General features: G+C 54.0%; 11 protein-coding genes and 1 tRNA gene. 10 read left to right on the top strand and 2 right to left on the bottom strand.

All coding sequences use genetic code 11. The features are described from left to right. Positions 1-42: 42 nt before the first annotated feature. On the top strand, positions 43-2292 hold the full coding sequence (locus KTQ90_RS03235) for a glycoside hydrolase family 3 C-terminal domain-containing protein (RefSeq protein WP_217317172.1): 2250 nt from the start codon (positions 43-45) through the stop codon (positions 2290-2292). A 367-nt stretch (positions 2293-2659) separates the two neighbouring features. After that, positions 2660-4012 carry a DNA recombination protein RmuC gene (locus tag KTQ90_RS03230; protein WP_217317171.1) on the top strand — a complete coding sequence of 451 codons (1353 nt, stop codon included), beginning with the start codon at positions 2660-2662 and terminating at the stop codon, positions 4010-4012. 41 nt (positions 4013-4053) lie between these two features. Here the strand turns inward: KTQ90_RS03230 and KTQ90_RS03225 are convergent, their stop codons facing one another. After that, positions 4054-4626, bottom strand: a complete 573-nt coding sequence (locus KTQ90_RS03225; RefSeq protein ID WP_022157971.1) for an adenylate kinase — start codon at positions 4624-4626, stop codon at positions 4054-4056. A 35-nt stretch (positions 4627-4661) separates the two neighbouring features. Further along, positions 4662-5198 carry a hypoxanthine phosphoribosyltransferase gene (gene hpt, locus KTQ90_RS03220; RefSeq protein ID WP_022157972.1) on the bottom strand — a complete coding sequence of 179 codons (537 nt, stop codon included), beginning with the start codon at positions 5196-5198 and terminating at the stop codon, positions 4662-4664. 259 nt (positions 5199-5457) lie between these two features. Between hpt and KTQ90_RS03215 the strand changes: the two genes are divergently transcribed. From KTQ90_RS03215 to asnS, 8 genes are all read left to right on the top strand, one after another. After that, a complete protein-coding gene (locus tag KTQ90_RS03215) occupies positions 5458-6675 on the top strand; it encodes an MFS transporter (protein WP_217317170.1) in 1218 nt (405 codons plus the stop codon). 222 nt (positions 6676-6897) lie between these two features. Continuing rightward, positions 6898-8085, top strand: a complete 1188-nt coding sequence (obgE, locus tag KTQ90_RS03210) for a GTPase ObgE (RefSeq protein WP_022157974.1) — start codon at positions 6898-6900, stop codon at positions 8083-8085. Next, on the top strand, positions 8078-8905 hold the full coding sequence (gene pgeF / locus KTQ90_RS03205; RefSeq protein WP_217317169.1) for a peptidoglycan editing factor PgeF: 828 nt from the start codon (positions 8078-8080) through the stop codon (positions 8903-8905). Before obgE ends, pgeF begins: the two co-directional genes overlap by 8 nt. Before the next feature lie 98 nt (positions 8906-9003). Beyond that, the gene (locus tag KTQ90_RS03200) at positions 9004-10119 is read left to right on the top strand and encodes a M23 family metallopeptidase (protein WP_022157976.1); all 1116 of its coding nucleotides are present in this window, start codon (positions 9004-9006) and stop codon (positions 10117-10119) included. A gap of 141 nt (positions 10120-10260) precedes the next feature. Continuing rightward, positions 10261-10335: transfer RNA gene (locus KTQ90_RS03195), tRNA-Val, on the top strand. A 166-nt stretch (positions 10336-10501) separates the two neighbouring features. Beyond that, positions 10502-11848, top strand: a complete 1347-nt coding sequence (gene purB / locus KTQ90_RS03190) for an adenylosuccinate lyase (RefSeq protein WP_217317168.1) — start codon at positions 10502-10504, stop codon at positions 11846-11848. Between the two features lie 75 nt (positions 11849-11923). Continuing rightward, positions 11924-13444, top strand: coding sequence for a pseudouridine synthase (locus KTQ90_RS03185; RefSeq protein WP_217317167.1), 1521 nt, complete (start codon positions 11924-11926; stop codon positions 13442-13444). An 84-nt stretch (positions 13445-13528) separates the two neighbouring features. Continuing rightward, positions 13529-14947, top strand: coding sequence for an asparagine--tRNA ligase (gene asnS / locus KTQ90_RS03180; RefSeq protein WP_022158571.1), 1419 nt, complete (start codon positions 13529-13531; stop codon positions 14945-14947). The last annotated feature ends 338 nt before the right edge of the window (positions 14948-15285 follow it).

Genomic DNA, 15285 nt, shown 5'->3' with positions numbered 1-15285 from the left:
AAAAGTCAGGTTTTATAAAAACAAAAAACCATTTATATGATTATGAAACATATCATAACATCATGCTTGATTGCGATAAGCGCCATGACCGCTTACGCTCAGCACACTCCAGTTTATCTGGACGAGACACAGCCAATGGAGCTGCGCATTGACGACGCCCTCTCGCGTATGACTCTTCAGGAAAAGATACGCGTCATACATGCACAGAGCAAATTCTCATCTGCCGGAATACCGCGATTGGGATTTCCCGACTTCTGGACAGACGACGGCCCTCACGGTGTGCGCCCTGACGTATTGTGGGACGAATGGGAGCAGGCAGGACAGACCAACGACTCATGCGTGGCGTTCCCTGCGTTGACCTGTCTCGCTGCCACATGGAACCCAGACCTCGCCACACTCTACGGCAAGAGTCTTGGCGAAGAAGCCCTCTATCGTGGCAAGGACATGATTCTCGGACCGGGCGTCAACATCTATCGCACCCCGCTCGGCGGACGCAACTTCGAGTATATGGGCGAAGACCCTTACCTGGCGGCTACGATGGTGGTGCCTTACATACAGGGTCTGCAGTCGAACGGTGTTTCGGCATGCGTGAAGCATTACTGTCTGAACAATGAAGAGGAATATCGTAACCAGGTGAACGTCGTAGTAAGCGACCGCGCTCTGCATGAGATCTATCTGCCGGCGTTCAAGGCTGCCGTGGAGCAAGGCAAGGTTTGGGCCATTATGGGTGCATACAACCTTTACAAGAACGAGCACAACTGCCACAACCAGTACACGCTCAACCGCATACTGAAGGGCGAATGGGCGTTTGACGGCGTGGTGGTGAGCGACTGGGGCGGATGTCACGACACCGACCAGGCGGTGAAGAACGGGCTGGACATAGAGTTCGGAACATGGACCAACGGCCTTTCAGCAGGAACAAGCAACGCTTATGACAACTATTATCTTGCCACACCATATATCAATGGTATAAAGAGCGGCAAATACACCACCCGAGAACTCGACGACAAGGTGCGCCGTGTGCTGCGACTCTTCTTCCGCACGACGATGAACCGTCACCGTCCGCACGGCTTCCTCTGTTCAGAATCGCACTACGAGGCTGCCCGCCAGATTGCTGACGAGGGCATCGTGCTACTACAGAACCGCAACAACGTGCTGCCTATCGACCGCAACAAGGCGAAGCGCATACTCGTTGTGGGCGAGAATGCCATCAAGATGATGACCGTCGGCGGCGGTTCGTCATCGCTGAAGGTGCAGCGCGAGACACTTCCACTCGACGGACTGCGAGCAAAACTTGGAGGTACGGCAGAGATTGACTATGCACGCGGATACGTCGGAGACGTGACGGGCGAATACAACGGAGTGGAAACGGGACAAAACCTGAAGGACGACCGCTCCGCCGACCAACTCATTGCCGAGGCTGTGGAGAAAGCTAAGGATGCCGACTATGTCATTATGGTGGGCGGACTGAACAAGTCGGACTATCAGGACTGCGAAGGACACGACCGCAAGCAGTATGAGTTGCCATACGCGCAGAACCGCCTCATCGAAGCACTTGCCAAGGTAACCGACCGACTCATCTACGTAAACGTGTCGGGCAACGCCGTGGCAATGCCTTGGCGAGACAAGGTGGCAGCCATCGTACAGAGCTGGTTCATAGGTTCGGAAGCTGGCAACGCCATCGCCGACGTGCTGACAGGCGACGCCAATCCGAGCGGCAAGCTGCCGTTCACATGGTATGGAAGCCTCAACGACTGTGGCGCTCACGCTCTGAAAACATATCCTGGCACGTGGCGAACCACCGACGACAAGACAGTTGGTTTCGACAAGGTAATCGACGAAGAATATAAGGAAGGCATATATGTGGGCTACCGCTGGACGGAGAAGAAACACATCAAACCGACATTTGCTTTCGGACACGGACTGAGTTACACATCATTCAGCATCAGCGCCCTGCGACAGTCGGCAAAAGAAATGACTCGCGACGGCAAATTGACGTTCACCGTAACCGTCAAGAACACCGGCACGAAGCGTGGCGCAGAGACCGTACAGCTCTACATAAAGGACGTGAAAGCATCGGTAGACCGTCCTGTAAAGGAGCTGAAAGGCTTCAAGAAGGTATGGCTCAACCCCGGCGAACAGCAGGACGTAGACATCACCATCGACAATGCAGCTCTCTCTTTCTACGACGAAACGTCAAGTGCATGGAAATCGGAGAACGGCGTGTTTGAGGCTCTCATAGGAAACGCCTCTGACAACACACCTTTAAAAGCACGCTTCACACTTAGATAAAACTGCGTGAGGCGGACAGACACGCCGCACAACAAAGCAGAATCGTACAAATTCAAAACAAAAAAACATCATTTCACAAGAGGTATGACCACAATAGGCATACCTCTTTTTTTATTTTGCATAGTGTAAAACGACATCGGCAGAACGTAACGACTATCGAACAACACAGAATAACAATATATTTTAAGCTCTTAAACGATGAGAAACATGAACTGCTTCTTAAAACGACGGTCATGATTAACGTCAATGTCTCTGTTAATTATACTCAACACTTTCAACTTTTCGAAAGAAAGTGTTGAGTATGCTTCATACTTTTATTATTTTTGCAAGAAACGTAAACACAAGAAATCTATATAATTATATAATAATGATAGAAAGCATCATAGTAGCAATAGTGGCAGCCATCATCATCGGCGTGGTGGCGTATTCTTACAGCAAGAGAATAGCAGACCTTAAGGATGTGCACAACAAGCAAATCGCTGAACTGAAAGAGGCGCACGAGAAGCAGATTGCTGAACTGAAAGAGGCGCAGACAGCACAGCTCGAACAGCTGAAGGCGGCGCAGACGGCGCAACTCGAGCAGGTGAAGGAGGGTCAACAGAAGCAGATAGAGGCACTCAGAGAGATGAACCGCGAGCAGGTGGAGAGTCAGATGAAGCTCATACGTGAGCAGATGCAGACCACGTCGGAGGAGATTCTGAAGCGACGTCAGGACGAGCTGGGCGAGCGCAACAAGGAGCAGGTGTCGAAGATAATTGACCCGCTCACACAAAGCCTGAAGAGCATGCGCGAGGCGTTCGACAAATCGAAGGAACAGCAGAACGAAGCGCTCACGCGTCTCGACGCTACGATAAAGGTGAACATGGAGAAAAGCGCGGCGCTGGGCGAAACTGCCGACCGGCTGACACGTGCGCTCACCGGAGAGGTGAAGGTGCAGGGCAACTTCGGCGAGCTGAAGCTGAAGCAGCTGCTCGAAGACCTCGAGCTGAAGGAGGGCGAGCAGTTTGACACGCAGGAGACGCTGCGCGACAAGGCGGGCAAGCAGGCGAAGGGCGACGACGGACGCGGACTCATACCCGATTTCATCCTACACTTCCCGAACAACCGCCACGTGGTGGTCGACTCGAAGATGTCGCTCACCGACTACGAGCGCTACATGAACGCTGAAGACGGCACGCCCGAGAAGTCGGAATATCTGAAGGCACACGTAGCAAGCGTGCGTGCTCAGGTGAAGCGACTGGCGCGCAAGGAGTATACGAAGTATCTGCCCGAGGGCTACAACCGTCTCAACTTCGCCATTATGTACGTGCCTATAGAAGGCGCATTGAACCTCGCGCTGCTTAACGACACCACGCTATGGCGCGAGGCTTACGACGAAGGCGTCATGATTCTCGGTCCGCAGACCATGTACATGAACCTTCGCGTGCTGGAGATGATGTGGACGCAGGTGCGCCAGCTGAAGAACCAGCAGGCGATGATAGACGCCGCGAACATCGTCGTGGAGCGTGTGCAGGACTTCGGCATGCGCTTCATCGACGTGGAGACGAGCATGAACAGCACGGTGGAGAAGATGGCTAAGCTGAAGGTGTCGACGGCGGAAAGCGGCAGAAGCATCATCACCGCTGCAAAGAGTCTGCTGAAGGCTGGAGCGAAGGAGAACAAGAAGAAGAAGTCGCTCGACGAAATGGACAGCACGGTGTTCATCGAAAGCAACGAATAAAAAAAAGTCCTCGAAAAATTTTTCGAGGACTTTTTTATATATTAGAGTGCGTCGATCACGCTGCAGATATCGCCGAAGATGCGTGGCAACTCGCCGAGTCCGTTGATGTGGTGGTGAATGCCTTCGCCCTTGTACCACTCGATAAGCGGAGCTGTCTGGTTGTGATAAACGTCGAGGCGCTTCTTGATAGTCTCAGCGTTGTCGTCAGAGCGTCCGCTCTCCTGACCGCGCTTGATAAGACGAGTCATCAGCTCGTCCTCCGGAACGTCGAGCTCAATCATGGCAGCCACCTTGTGTCCGCGCTCTGCGAGCATCTTCTTCAGAGCCTCAGCCTGCGGGATTGTGCGCGGGAAGCCGTCGAAGATTACGCCCTTGTGCTCCTTGCCGAAGCTGTCATACACACTTGCGAGGATGTTTACCATCAACTCGTCGGGGATGAGCTGTCCGTTGTCGATAAAACCCTTGGCAGTCTTGCCAAGTTCTGTTCCGTTCTTGATCTCGTTGCGAAGAACGTCGCCTGTAGAGATGTGGTTGAAACCATACTTCTCAATCATCAGGTCGCTCTGAGTGCCCTTGCCTGAACCAGGAGCACCGAAAATTACGATGTTTTTCATCTGAATTCTTTATTATGTAATGTTATTGTTTACTCCTACTCCACCACTGTATAGATATCGCGCAGGTTGCGTCCCTGCTGGTCGTAGTCGAGTCCGTAGCCGAGGATGAAGTCGTTTGGTATCTCGATGGCTACATACTCTGTGTCGAGAGGCACCTTCAGACACTCCGGCTTGAGCAGCAGAGTACAGATGTGCACCGACTCCGGCTCCTTCTCCTTGAGTTGCTCGAGCAGAGTCTGCATAGTGAGTCCCGACTCGATGATGTCCTCAACGATGATCACGGTGCGGCCCTTGATATCATCGTTCAAACCGATGAGCTGCTTCACCTTTCCGGTAGACGCAGTGCCCTCGTACGACGACATCTTGACGAACGAAATCTCGCACGGCACGTTGATCATACGCATGAGGTCGGCAGCAAACACGAACGATCCGTTAAGCATGGCGAGCAACAACGGGTTCTTGCCTGCCATGTCCTTGTTGATACGATCGGCTACGACCTTTACTTTTTGAAGAATCTCAGCTTCGGGGATTGACACCTTGAAGGTCTTGTCCTTTATTTTTATCACGCTCATAGGGTACAATATTTATAATTAGGTGCAAAGTTACTGAAAGTCTTGCACATAAAAAAACTGCTTGCAGATTTTTTTTGTCGAGACGCATCGTTAAGTGTCAGAAAGTTAGTGCAAGTAGCTTAGCTATGACAAAAATTTGCGAGCATATTTTGTATTGTCTTCGGTTTGCAGTAACTTTAAATAAGTTACGCTGCACCTCAACAATAAAAATATGCGAGCATATTTTGTATTGTCTTCGGTTTGCAGTAACTTTGCACACATGAAACAAAATCAAGCATCTTTGAGCAGCAAGCAGTATGCTGTGCCGTTCATCCTCATCACCTCACTCTTCTTCATGTGGGGCTTTGCGCGCGCCATCCTCGACGTGCTCAACAAGCATTTCCAGAATGCGCTCGACATCAGCATCACACAGTCGGCACTGATTCAGGTGACCACTTATCTCGGCTACTTTCTCATGGCGATACCCGCCGGTCTGTTCATCAACCGTCAGGGCTACCGCCGCGGCGTGGTAAGCGGACTCCTGCTGTTCGGCTTAGGCTCGCTGGCGTTCATTCCCTGCTCAATGCTGGGCACGTTCTACACCTATCTCGTGGCGCTGTTCATCATCGGTTGCGGACTCGTGTTCCTCGAGACGTCAGCCAATCCGTACGTAACGGAGCTCGGTCCGAAGGAGACAGCCACGTCGCGCCTTAACTTCTCTCAGTCGTTCAACGGCGTAGGCTCAATGTTCGCCACACTCGTCGTGGGAAGCTTCCTCTTTCAGGGCGCCGACGGCAGCGCAGGCGGCGACGCCGTGATACCTTACACCATAATGGGCGCGTTCGTGCTACTTATAGCCGTGGTTTTCGCACGAGTGAAACTGCCGGAGATAGTTCACGACAACGACAACGACACAAAGCAGGGCGCACACAACCTGAAGATGCTCTTCCGCAACCGCTGGTTCGTGTTCGGACTACTTGCGCTACTCGCATACGAGGTGGCGGAGATTTCGATAAACTCCTACTTCATCAACTTCGTGACAGGTCAGGGCTGGATGAAGGCAGCCACGGGCTCTACGATACTCACCATCGGTCTGGGCGTATTCATGCTGGCGCGCTTCATCGGTGCGGCTGTGATGAGCAACATTGCGGCAGAGAAGTATCTCGCCGTATGCGCTCTCGGCACCGTGATCTGCATCGCCGTTCTACTGCTCGACTTCGGTCGCGACGTGTCTGTTCTGGCGCTCATAGCCAACTATTTCTTCGAGGCTATCATGTTCCCGACCATCTTCGCCCTAACGCTGCGCGGACTCGGCGGACTCACCAAGAGCGCTTCGTCGATACTGATGATGACACCGGTAGGCGGCTGCGGTTTCCTTCTGATGGGCATCATCGCCGACTCTACCGACAACTTCACGCTGCCGTTCTTCATACCGCTCGCAGGCTTCGCCTTCGTGCTCGTATACGCTCTGCGCTATACCATGAAGCGTGCGGCTTAAGACATTCTGCAACTTGTCAGCTTGCCATTGATTCAAGCTGACAAGTTGCTACTATTTCGCCCCCAAACTCATAAAAACTTCATTTATATACAGCCGTACCTGCAAAAACTTGGTGCAGGTATGCCTTATTCTGCGATATTTTCCGTAACTTTGCAAGTTGTCAATCTATTGATTGATTGATAGTTGTCCTTTTTATTCATCTATAAAGCATAAATACAGACAATGGCAGAATCTAATTTCGTAGACTATGTAAAGATATATTGTCGCTCGGGCAAGGGCGGCAGAGGCTCTATGCACCTCCGTCACGTGAAGTATAACCCCAACGGCGGACCCGACGGCGGCGACGGCGGACACGGCGGCAGCATCTACCTGCGCGGCAACCACAACTACTGGACGCTGCTCCACCTTAAGTTCCAGCGCCACGTCTTCGCCGAGCACGGAGGCAACGGCGGTCGCGACAAGTGTCACGGCAAGGACGGTCAGGACATATACATCGACGTGCCGTGCGGAACGGTGGTATACGACGCCGAGACGGGCAAGTACGTATGCGACGTGATGCACGACGGACAGGAAGTGCTGCTGCTCAAGGGCGGCAGAGGCGGACTCGGCAACTTCCAGTTCCGCTCAGCTACCAACCAGTGCCCGCGCTATGCTCAGCCGGGCGAACCGATGGAGGAGATGACCATCATCCTCGAGCTGAAGCTGCTCGCCGACGTAGGTCTTGTGGGCCTTCCAAACGCAGGCAAGTCGACACTGCTCTCAGCCGTGTCGAGCGCACGCCCGAAGATTGCCAACTACCCGTTCACCACACTCGAACCGTCGCTCGGCATCGTCGACTACCGCGACCACAAGTCGTTCGTGATGGCAGACATCCCGGGAATCATCGAGGGAGCAAGCGAAGGCAAGGGACTCGGTCTGCGCTTCCTGCGCCACATCGAGCGCAACTCGCTGCTGCTCTTCATGGTGCCGGGCGACACCGACGACATCAAGCGCGAATACGAACTGCTGAAGAACGAGCTTGAGAAGTTCAACCCCGAGATGCTCGACAAGCACCGCGTATTGGCCGTGACGAAGTGCGACCTGCTCGACGACGAACTCATGGACATGCTGCGCGAGACGCTGCCAGACGACCTCCCCGTAGTGTTCATCTCCTCTGTTACCGGACTCGGCATCCAGGAACTGAAGGACACGTTGTGGCAGGAACTCAACTCGGAGAGCAACAAGCTGCAGAACATCACAGCCGAGGACACACTCGTACACCGCGACAAGGACATGACACGCTTCATGGCAGAAATGAAGGCGGAGGGCGAGGACGATATTATCTACATCGACGACGACGACATCGAGGACGTTGACGACGTGGAAGACCTCGACGACTTTGAATACGAAGAGGAGGCAGACAATGAGTAACACCGCGCTGCGCCTTACATATTATAATATAGCCGACGGCGTGTGCGCTTTTTCAACCACACGCCACGGCGGAACCAGCGAGGGCAACCACGCCTCGCTGAACATCAACCCCTACTGCGGCGACAAGCCCGAGCACGTGGCTGCCAACCGCACGCTGCTGGCTGAGGAGCTGGGCGTAGACGCCGACCGCATCATTCTGCCCCACCAGACACACGGCACCGAGACACGCATCATAGGCAAGGAGTTCTGCATCCAGCCCGAGCAGATACGCCAGAAGCTGCTCGAAGGCGTCGACGCGCTGCTCACCGACGTAAAGGGCGTGTGCATCGGAGTGTCGACAGCCGACTGCATACCCGTACTGCTCTACGACGAGGAGCACCACGCCGCAGCAGCCGTTCACGCCGGATGGCGCGGTACGCTGGCACGCATCGTGGGCAAGGCGATAGCCGACATGAGCATCGCCTACAAGACCGACCCGAAGAAGCTGAAAGCCGTAATCGGACCGGGCATATCCAGGAAGAACTTCGAAGTTGGCGACGAGGTGTACGCCGCTTTCGAAGAGGCTGCCTTCGACATGCCGACGCTCGCACAGCAGGAGATAAAGCGCAACCCCGACGCCGCAGACCCGTCTAAGCTGTTCGAGAAGAAATGGCACATCGACCTGAAACTCGCCAACCGACAGCTGCTCGAGCACGCCGGCGTGGCTGATGAGAATATCCTCGAAAGCGACGTCTGCACATACGACAGCGTAGACGAATACTTCTCGGCACGACGCCTCGGCACCGAGTCGGGACGCATCTATTCGGGCATTATATTATAGTCCGCGCCGAACAATACGGACACGCGCGCCGAACGATACGGACATCCGCACCGGTCGGCGCACGCAACTTTTGAAGAAGACTAATCAAACAAACAATAATGCGAATAAAGAAACTACTATTAGCCATAGCCACACTCACCCTCGTGTCGGCAACACCCGTAAAGCATCAGTTCACTGCTGCCGAACAGCAGCAGATCAGCATATCAACACCCGGACTCTTCAACCGCTCCGATGCGTTCAGCATCGACCTCGGTCTGCTCAAACCCAACGAATACTCGTTTCCGCTGCCCGTGGGCAAAGCCACGATGCGCAAGAACGACGTAGTGCAGATAGACACCAAGGACGGCGACAACGTAAAGGCGATGTTCGACGGAACGGTGCGTCTCGCACGCAAGCACCAGGACATGGGCTACGTGATAGTGATACGCCACCGCAACGGACTGGAGACCGTATACGCCAACAACGCCGAGAACATGGTTGAGGTGGGACAGCACGTACGCGCCGGACAGACCATCGCCATCGTCGGACACCGCGACGGCAAGTTCTACTGCGACTTCTCTATCATGATCGACGGCAAGCGCATCAACCCCGCTGCCGTGTTCAGCATAAACAGCCACCGACTGCACCGCCACACACTGCTCTGCGAGAAGCACAGCTCGTACATCAACGTGTCGACCGTGGGCGAGAAGGTAGACCTCGACGAGAACCCCAACTTCACAACCGAGGACGTGTTCGAGAAGAAGCAAACCTACAAGTGGAACCTCGAGAAGATGAAGAAAGGCAGCTGGGCGTATCCGTTGCCTGGAGCCAAGGTGATAAGCCCCTACGGAGGCAAGCGCCGACACAGCGGCGTAGACCTAAAGACGAAACCGAACGACGAGATAGTGGCAGCATTCGACGGCGTGGTGACACGCTCCAACTCTCACTACGGCTACGGACTCTGCATCGTCGTCAAGCACGCCAACGGACTGGAGACGCTCTACTCTCACCAGTCGAAAAACCTCGTGAAGGTGGGCGACAAGGTGAAAGCCGGTCAGGTGATAGGTCTCACCGGACGCACCGGACGCGCCACAACCGAACACCTCCACTTCGAAACCGTGTTCAAAGGACGCCGATTCAACCCGAATCTCATCTTCGACCATAACTCGCGACAGCTGCAGAAGTCGACGCTCACGCTCACCAAGAACGGCGGCATCACCTCGAAACGCAACTAAAAGCGCCGATTTTAGTTACAGAACGTTAAAAACAAGCGTTTTTCGACCAAAAACGAAAAAATCTCCGCAAAACATTTTGCGGTTACAGAAAAATGCAATAACTTTGCACTCGCTTTCAAGAACAAAGCAATTGCAAAGCAAGGGCGTTTAGCTCAGCTGGTTTAGAGCATCTGCCTTACAAGCAGAGGGTCGGCGGTTCGAATCCGTCAACGCCCACATAAAGCGAACAGGTTTTCAACTTGTTCGCTTTTTTGTTTATACACAAAAATCGTATACACGCGAAAACAAAATCACATAATTTCACATAAAAACAACACACAAATAAAAACTTATTTGTAATTTTGCACCCGTAATTACACATAATTATATATAATAGCCAATTATGAAACTTGATTTGCTGACAGCCATCTCGCCGATTGACGGCCGTTATCGTGGCAAGACCGAGCGCCTTGCCGACTACTTCTCAGAGTATGCACTGATACGCTACCGCGTACGTGTGGAAATCGAATACTTCATCACGCTTTGTGAGTTGCCATTGCCGCAGCTCGCTTCGTTCGACCATCAGCTCTTCGACCAGCTGCGCGACATCTACCGCAACTTCGGCGAAGAGGAAGCACAGCGCGTGAAGGACATCGAGAAAGTAACTAACCACGACGTGAAGGCTGTGGAATACTTCATAAAGGAGGAGTTCGACCGCATCGGCGGACTCGACGCTTACAAGGAGTTCATCCACTTCGGACTCACTTCGCAGGACATCAACAATACATCAGTGCCCCTCTCTATCAAGGAGGCGCTCGAGCAGTTCTACTACCCGCTCTGCGAGGAGCTCATCGCACAGCTCCGCCAGTATGCAGAGGAGTGGGCAGCAGTGCCTATGCTCGCAAAGACACACGGACAGCCCGCTTCGCCTACACGTTTGGGCAAGGAGGTGATGGTGTTCGTATACCGTCTTGAGGAGCAGCTGCGCCAGCTGAAGGAGTGCCGCCTCACCGCTAAGTTCGGCGGTGCTACCGGCAACTACAACGCTCACCACGTAGCCTACCCCGAGTACGACTGGAAGGCGTTCGGCAACCGCTTCGTGAGCGAGAAGCTCGGACTGGAGCGCGAGCAGTTCACTACACAGATCTCCAACTACGACTGCCTCGGTTCTGTGTTCGACGCAATGCGCCGCATCAACACAATCATCATCGACCTCGACCGCGACTTCTGGATGTACATCTCTATGGAGTACTTCAAGCAGAAGATCAAGGCAGGCGAAGTAGGCTCGTCGGCAATGCCGCACAAGGTGAACCCCATCGACTTCGAGAACTCTGAGGGCAACCTCGGCATGGCTAACGCCGTTCTGCAGTTCCTCGCACAGAAGCTCCCCGTGAGCCGTCTGCAGCGCGACCTCACCGACTCTACCGTTCTGCGCAACGTAGGCGTACCGTTCGGCCACGGCGTAATTGCTATCGAGAGCACACTCAAGGGTCTGCGCAAGCTCATCCTCAACGAGGAGAAGCTCAAGGAAGACCTCAACGACACATGGGCAGTAGTGGCAGAAGCCATCCAGACCATCCTCCGTCGTGAGGCATACCCGCATCCGTACGAGGCTCTGAAGGCGCTCACACGCACCAACAAGCACATGACCGAGGAGACCATCCACGAGTTCATCCAGACTCTCAACGTGAGCGACGCTGTGAAGGCGGAACTGATGGCTATCACGCCGATGAACTACACCGGCATCTAAGCAAGATACAACAAGATATAATTAGACATTAGCCGTGAGGCTATATACATAAACAATAAAACCAAATAAGCAATTATGGATTCAGAAAACGTAAAGAATCAGGAACAGAACACAGCGGATCAGACTACTGGCAATAGCGAGAGCTACGGCCGTGCCGCAGGAAACTATCAGAAAGAGTATCGCAGCGTGACGGGACGTCGCCCGCGTATTCACACACAGCACTCGGCTTCGGCTTCAACACAGAGCGAGGACGGCGGTTTCCGTCCGGAAGGTTTCGGATCTGGCCTCGGCGCTCAGCAGCAGGGTGGCTACCAGCCACGTCAGGGCGGATACCAGCCACGTCAGGGCGGTTATCAGCAGCGCGGCGGCTATCAGCCACGTCAGCAGGGCGGCTATCGTCCGCGCTACAATCAGGACGGCGAGCAGCAGCAAGGCGGCTACCAGCCACGTCAGCAGGGCGGCTATCGTCCGCGCTACAACCAGGACGGCGAGCAGCAGCAGGGCGGCTACCAGCCACGTCAGCATGGCGGCTATCGTCCGCGCTACAACCAGGACGGCGAACAGCAGCAGGGTGGCTATCAGCCACGTCAGCAGGGCGGCTACCAGCAGCGCGGCGGCTACGGACAGCGCCAGCAGGGCGGCTATCAGCAGCGCGGCGGCTACGGACAGCAGGGCGGCTACCAGCAGCGCGGCGGTTACGGACAGCAGGGCGGCTACGGTCAGCAGCGCGGCGGCTACAACCGCGGCGGCTACGGACAGCAGGGCGGCTACAATCAGGGTGGCTACCAGCAGCGTCAGCGCACACCGGGCTACGACCCCAACGCAAAGTATAGCATGAAAAAGCGCATTGAGTACAAGGAGGAGAACTACGATCCGAACGAACCGCTTCGTCTGAACAAGTTCCTCGCCAACGCAGGTATCTGCTCGCGCCGTGAGGCTGACGAGTTCATCCAGGCAGGCGTGGTTACTGTGAACGGAGAGGTAGTGACCGAGCTCGGCACCAAGATCAAGCGCACAGACGAGATAAAATTCCACGACCAGCCCGTAACACTCGAGAAGAAGGTGTACGTGCTGCTCAACAAACCGAAGGACTGCGTGACAACAAGCGACGACCCGCAGCAGCGTAAGACCGTGATGGACCTCGTGAAGAACGTGTGCCCGGAGCGCATCTACCCGGTAGGACGCCTCGACCGCAACACAACCGGCGTGCTCCTGCTCACCAACGACGGCGACCTCGCTTCTAAGCTCACACACCCGAAGTTCCTGAAGAAGAAGGTATACCACGTATACCTCGACAAGAACGTAACGGCTCACGACATGCAGCAAATTGCTCAGGGCATCGAGCTGGAGGACGGCGAGATACATGCAGACGCTATCGAGTACGCAAGCGACACAGACAAGAGCCAGGTAGGCATCGAGATCCACAGCGGCAAGAACCGCATCGTACGCCGCATCTTCGAGCACCTCGGCTACCGCGTCGTTAAGCTCGACCGCGTGCAGTTCGCAGGACTCACCAAGAAGAACCTCCGCCGCGGCGACTGGCGTTTCCTCACAGAGAAGGAAGTGGAGATGCTGCGCATGGGAGCATTCGAGTAAAACATAAACAGGTTGAAGTGGTGAGGTGTTGAGATGGTGTACACAACATCCCACCATGTCAACCCTTTTAACTTAAACAATATAATGGAAAGAACAAAAGTTATTGACGCTCTCCGTAGCACCGACTTCGGAAGCCAAATCAACGTAAAGGGTTGGGTGCGCACTCACCGCAGTTCAAAGGCTGTCGACTTCATCGCGCTCAACGACGGTTCTACAATCAAGAACATACAGATCGTGGTAGACCCCACCAAGTTCGACGCCGAGATGCTGAAGCAGATCACCACCGGTGCCTGCATCAGCGCAGTAGGTACGCTCGTAGAGAGCCAGGGTGCGGGTCAGACATCTGAGATACAGTGCGAGAGCCTCGAAGTGTACGGACTCTGCGGCAGCGACTACCCGATGCAGAAGAAGGGACAGTCGTTCGAATACATGCGTCAGTACGCTCACCTGCGTCTGCGCACCAACACATTCGGTGCAGTGATGCGCATACGCCACAACATGGCGATGGCTATCCACACCTACTTCCACGAGCACGGTTACTTCTACTTCAACACTCCGCTCATCACCGCAAGCGACTGCGAGGGTGCAGGTCAGATGTTCCAGGTTACGACCAAGAACCTCTACAACCTGAAGAAGACAGAGGACGGCAAGATCGACTACTCTGACGATTTCTTCGGCAAGCAGACTTCGCTCACCGTGTCTGGACAGCTCGAAGGCGAGCTCGGAGCCACAGCGCTCGGAGCCATCTATACCTTCGGTCCGACATTCCGTGCAGAGAACTCTAACACTCCGCGCCACTTGGCTGAGTTCTGGATGGTAGAGCCTGAGGTGGCATTCCTCGACCTCGCCGGACTCATGGACCTTGAGGAAGACTTCATCAAGTATTGCATCCGTTGGGCGCTCGACCACTGCAAGGACGACCTCGAGTTCCTCAACAAGATGATCGACAAGGGCCTCATCGCACGTCTTGAGGGCGTGCTCAACTCCGAGTTCGTTCGTCTGCCTTACACCGAGGGCATCCGCATCCTGCAGGAGGCTATACAGAACGGCAAGAAGTTCGAGTTCCCATGCGAGTGGGGCGACGACTTGGCTTCTGAGCACGAGCGTTTCCTCGTTGAGGAGCACTTCAAGAAGCCGGTTATCATGACCAACTATCCGAAGGCTATCAAGGCGTTCTACATGAAGATAGACGCTGAGGAGAGCGGCTTCGGCGGCAAGAGCGGTCAGACCGTTCAGGGCACCGACGTTCTCTTCCCGCAGATCGGCGAGATCATCGGCGGTTCTGTACGCGAGGAGAGCTACGACAAGCTAATGAACGAGATTGAGGAGCGCAACATCCCGATGAAGGATATGACATGGTACCTCGACACACGCAAGTACGGTTCATGTCCGCACGCTGGCTTCGGCCTCGGCTTCGAGCGCCTCATACTCTTCGTAACAGGTATGCAGAACATCCGCGACGTGATTCCGTTCCCGCGTACTCCGAAGAGTGCTGAATTCTAAACCAATTTCCACATCCATAAACTTTATGGGGGGTGTAGCAGACAATAGTTTGCTGCACCCTTTTTTGTTATTAATATAGCGTATGCGAAAAAATCTTCCAACGGTTGTCTTTTATTTTAACATTATTTTAATTTGCATTAATAAGTGTACATCATACTATGTTTTTGCATGATGTACACCGATATTGCAGAACACGCCAAATATTTGCAGAACATTCCAAATTGTTCTAAAGTTCATCTAAATGCGCTGAAAGAAGAACGTTTGCACGATTCTTAACTTTTATATATTGCTGTCCGCTAAAACTCCAAAGAGCATAAAAAACCTGCCCGAAGTCCTTT

Source organism: Leyella stercorea (genome assembly GCF_019052365.1).
GTDB lineage: Bacteria > Bacteroidota > Bacteroidia > Bacteroidales > Bacteroidaceae > Prevotella.
Note: the sequence above shows the minus strand (reverse complement) of the source record. Positions and strands in the feature narration are given on the sequence as shown.

Coding starts and splice junctions, on each gene's coding strand:
- KTQ90_RS03235 (WP_217317172.1), top strand. CDS start 43: ATGAAACATATCATAACATCATGCTTGATTGCGATAAGCGCCATGACC.
- KTQ90_RS03230 (WP_217317171.1), top strand. CDS start 2,660: ATGATAGAAAGCATCATAGTAGCAATAGTGGCAGCCATCATCATCGGC.
- KTQ90_RS03225 (WP_022157971.1), bottom strand. CDS start 4,626: ATGAAAAACATCGTAATTTTCGGTGCTCCTGGTTCAGGCAAGGGCACT.
- hpt (WP_022157972.1), bottom strand. CDS start 5,198: ATGAGCGTGATAAAAATAAAGGACAAGACCTTCAAGGTGTCAATCCCC.
- KTQ90_RS03215 (WP_217317170.1), top strand. CDS start 5,458: ATGAAACAAAATCAAGCATCTTTGAGCAGCAAGCAGTATGCTGTGCCG.
- obgE (WP_022157974.1), top strand. CDS start 6,898: ATGGCAGAATCTAATTTCGTAGACTATGTAAAGATATATTGTCGCTCG.
- pgeF (WP_217317169.1), top strand. CDS start 8,078: ATGAGTAACACCGCGCTGCGCCTTACATATTATAATATAGCCGACGGC.
- KTQ90_RS03200 (WP_022157976.1), top strand. CDS start 9,004: ATGCGAATAAAGAAACTACTATTAGCCATAGCCACACTCACCCTCGTG.
- purB (WP_217317168.1), top strand. CDS start 10,502: ATGAAACTTGATTTGCTGACAGCCATCTCGCCGATTGACGGCCGTTAT.
- KTQ90_RS03185 (WP_217317167.1), top strand. CDS start 11,924: ATGGATTCAGAAAACGTAAAGAATCAGGAACAGAACACAGCGGATCAG.
- asnS (WP_022158571.1), top strand. CDS start 13,529: ATGGAAAGAACAAAAGTTATTGACGCTCTCCGTAGCACCGACTTCGGA.